2 protein-coding genes are annotated in these 3,013 nt (G+C 65.4%); both read left to right on the plus strand.

Going from position 1 to position 3,013, the window contains the following annotated elements:
* Window positions 1-172: 172 nt before the first annotated feature.
* The gene (locus tag NKJ37_RS31825) at window positions 173-1,735 is read left to right on the plus strand and encodes a sugar ABC transporter ATP-binding protein (protein WP_128305540.1); all 1,563 of its coding nucleotides are present in this window, start codon (window positions 173-175) and stop codon (window positions 1,733-1,735) included.
* Window positions 1,732-2,748: an ABC transporter permease gene (locus tag NKJ37_RS31830; RefSeq protein WP_352443288.1), complete on the plus strand. Its 1,017-nt coding sequence runs from the start codon at window positions 1,732-1,734 to the stop codon at window positions 2,746-2,748. Before NKJ37_RS31825 ends, NKJ37_RS31830 begins: the two co-directional genes overlap by 4 nt.
* Window positions 2,749-3,013: the final 265 nt, after the last annotated feature.

Consider the following 3,013-nt stretch of genomic DNA (forward strand, 5'->3'; position numbering starts at 1 on the left):
GGCATCGCGAACCTCCCGGCGCAAAGCACGCCAAACTGTTCGCGATGTCCTCGCACACCTGTTCGCGATGTCTCCGGTCCAAACACCCCCTTGCGGGGGAGATGGCCGGCAGGCCAGAGGGGGGTGTTCAAGTGCTGAGCGTGCCGGCATGAACTGCATCAGAGGAGCAACCTTGCCAGCTGAATCCGCATCGCCCGAACCCGTCCTGCTCGCCGTCGAGGGCATCACCAAGCATTTCGCCGGCGTCACCGCGCTAAGCGATGTCTCGCTCGACATCCGCCCCGGCGAAATCCTCGGCCTGCTGGGCGAAAACGGCGCCGGCAAGTCGACGCTCTTGAAAATTCTCTCGGGCGTCATGCCGCCGTCGGGCGGCCGCATCACTTTCGACGGTGCCGATTATCATCCATCCAGCCCGCAGGATGCCAAGCGGCTCGGCATCGTCACCATCTACCAGGAACTGAGCCTGATCCCGACGCTGACTGTGGCGGAGAATATCTTTATCGGCCGCGCGCCGATCGGTCCGCTCGGGCTGGTGAGTTGGGGGCGCATGGAGCAAGAATCGCGCTCGATCATCGCCCGCGTCGGCCTCTCCATCGATCCGATGACGCCGGTGTCGGCGCTGTCGGTGGCCGAACAGCAACTGGTCGAGATTGCCCGCGCCCTGTCGCTGAAAAGCCGGCTGATCATCATGGACGAGCCGACCTCGGCGCTGACCGAGACCGAGGTGCAGCGGCTGCTGTCGATCATGGATCGGCTGCGCAAGGACAAGGTCGCCATCATGTTCGTCACCCACCGGCTGGAGGAAGCGTCCGCCATATGCGATCGCATGACGGTGCTGCGCGACGGGCGGCTGGCCGGGCATCTTAACCGCGAGGGCGGACCGATCGCGCTGCCCAAAATCATCGAGAAGATGGTCGGCCGCGCGGCGTCCGAGCTCTACGCCCGGCCGGCGCAGCGCGCGGTGGCCGGCGATATCGTGCTGTCGGTGCGCGGCCTGCGCACCGTTCGCGACCCCGAGGCGCCCCACGCCATCGTGCTCGACGGCGTCGACATCGACCTCAAGGCCGGTGAAATCCTCGGCGTCGCCGGGCTTGTGGGGTCCGGCCGCACGGAACTGGCGCGCGCCATCTTCGGCGCCGACCGCATCGCGGCCGGCACCATCACGCTCGACGGGAAGCCGATCGCCCCGGCATCACCCGCGGACGCCATTGCGCTCGGCATCGGCCTGCTACCGGAGGACCGCAAGCACCAGGCGATCTTTGCCGCGCTGGGCATCCTGCCGAATTTCTCCATCGCTTCGCTGGGCAGCTTCAGCAACGGTTTCGGCTTCATGGCCGAGCGGCGCGAGCGCGATGCGCTGTCCGGGTTTCGCAAGATGCTGTCGATCCGCATGGCTTCGGCCGAGCAGGCGATCGAAGGCCTGTCGGGCGGCAACCAGCAGAAGGTGATCCTGGCGCGCTGGCTGGCGCGCGATCCGAAAGTGCTGATCGTCGACGAGCCGACTCGCGGCGTCGATGTCGGCGCCAAGACAGAGGTGCACCAGATCCTGGTGCAGCTTGCGGCGCGCGGCATTGCGGTGATGATGATTTCGTCCGAGCTGCCCGAGGTGCTTGCGGTGTCGGACCGCATCGTCACCATGCGCCGGGGACGCATCACCGGCCAGATGCCGGGCGTCGAGGCAAACGAGGAAAGACTGATGGAACTGATGGCACTCGACCGCAAGGAGATACTATGAGCGTGGCGGGGGAACAGGATCAGCGCGGCGGTATCAACTTCGCGCGGCTTTTGATGAGCTTCGGGCCGCTGCTGTTCTTGGTGGCGCTGATCATCGTCTTCACGGTGCTGAAGCCGAGCTTCATGGACCCGATCAATTTGTTCAACATCACAAGGCAGATCTCGATCACCGGGCTGATTGCGCTCGGCATGACCTTCGTCATCCTCACCGCCGGCATCGACCTGTCGGTCGGTTCGCTGCTCGCCTTCTGCGGTATGGTCGCCGCCGTGGTCGCCAAGGGCGGCTCCGCCAACACGCTGTCGCTGTCGACGAGCGGCACGCAAGGGTTCGGCTGGTTCGCAGCACTCTTGGCCGCCGTCGTTGTGGGCGCTGCTGCCGGCGGGGTGCAAGGGCTTGTCATCACCCGGCTAAAAGTGCCGCCCTTCGTCGTCACGCTGGGCGGGCTGACGGTGTTTCGCGGGCTGACGCTGACCATCTCAAACGGCGGCCCGATCTCGGGCTTCGACGCCTCGATGCGCTGGTTCGGAACCGGGCTGATCGGCCCCGTGCCGGTGCCGGCGCTGATCTTCGCCGCGGCCGCCATCCTGTGCCACATCGTGCTGCGCTACACGCGCTACGGCCGAGCCGTCTATGCCGTCGGCGGCAATGCCGAGGCGGCAAGGCTGTCGGGCCTGCGCGTCGACCGCATCCTGATCTCGGTCTATGTCATCGTCGGCTTTTTTGCCGGGCTTGCCGCCTTCGTGCTGTCGGCGCGGCTGAACTCCTCCGAAGCAGTCGCCGGTATTGGCTACGAGCTGACGGTCATCTCGGCCGTCGTCATCGGCGGCACCTCGCTGTTCGGCGGCATCGGCTCTGTCGGCGGCACGGTGGTGGGCGCCGCGCTCATCGGCGTGCTGCAAAACGGGCTGCAGTTCAACAACGTCTCGTCCTACACGCAAAGCATCGTCATCGGGCTCATCCTGATCCTGGCGGTGGCGTTCGACCGGTGGCTGAAATCGCGGGTGAGAAGGTGAGGAGCAAAGGGGGAGGAGCGGTTGGCGCCCAGGCACCCCCCTCTGTCCTGCCGGACATCTCCCCCGCAAGGGGGGAGATTGGCAGCTTCGTCCTCGCCGCTTTCTCTTCAACGTTGAAAATTGGCGAAAGCAGTCATGACGTCCAATCTCCCCCCTTGCGGGGGAGATGTCCGGTAGGACAGAGCGACTATCTGGGGTGTCAAGTTGCAATTACGAACTCGTTGCGCGCATCGCGTGCTTTTGCATTGAGGATGACCAGGAGTTT

Origin of the sequence: Mesorhizobium sp. M0140, from assembly GCF_040322475.1 — a bacterium.
Taxonomy (GTDB): Bacteria; Pseudomonadota; Alphaproteobacteria; order Rhizobiales; family Rhizobiaceae; genus Mesorhizobium.

What these genes read in the sequence shown, in the direction of transcription:
- NKJ37_RS31830 (WP_352443288.1), top strand. Translation starts at nt 1,732, where the DNA reads ATGAGCGTGGCGGGGGAACAGGATCAGCGCGGCGGTATCAACTTCGCG.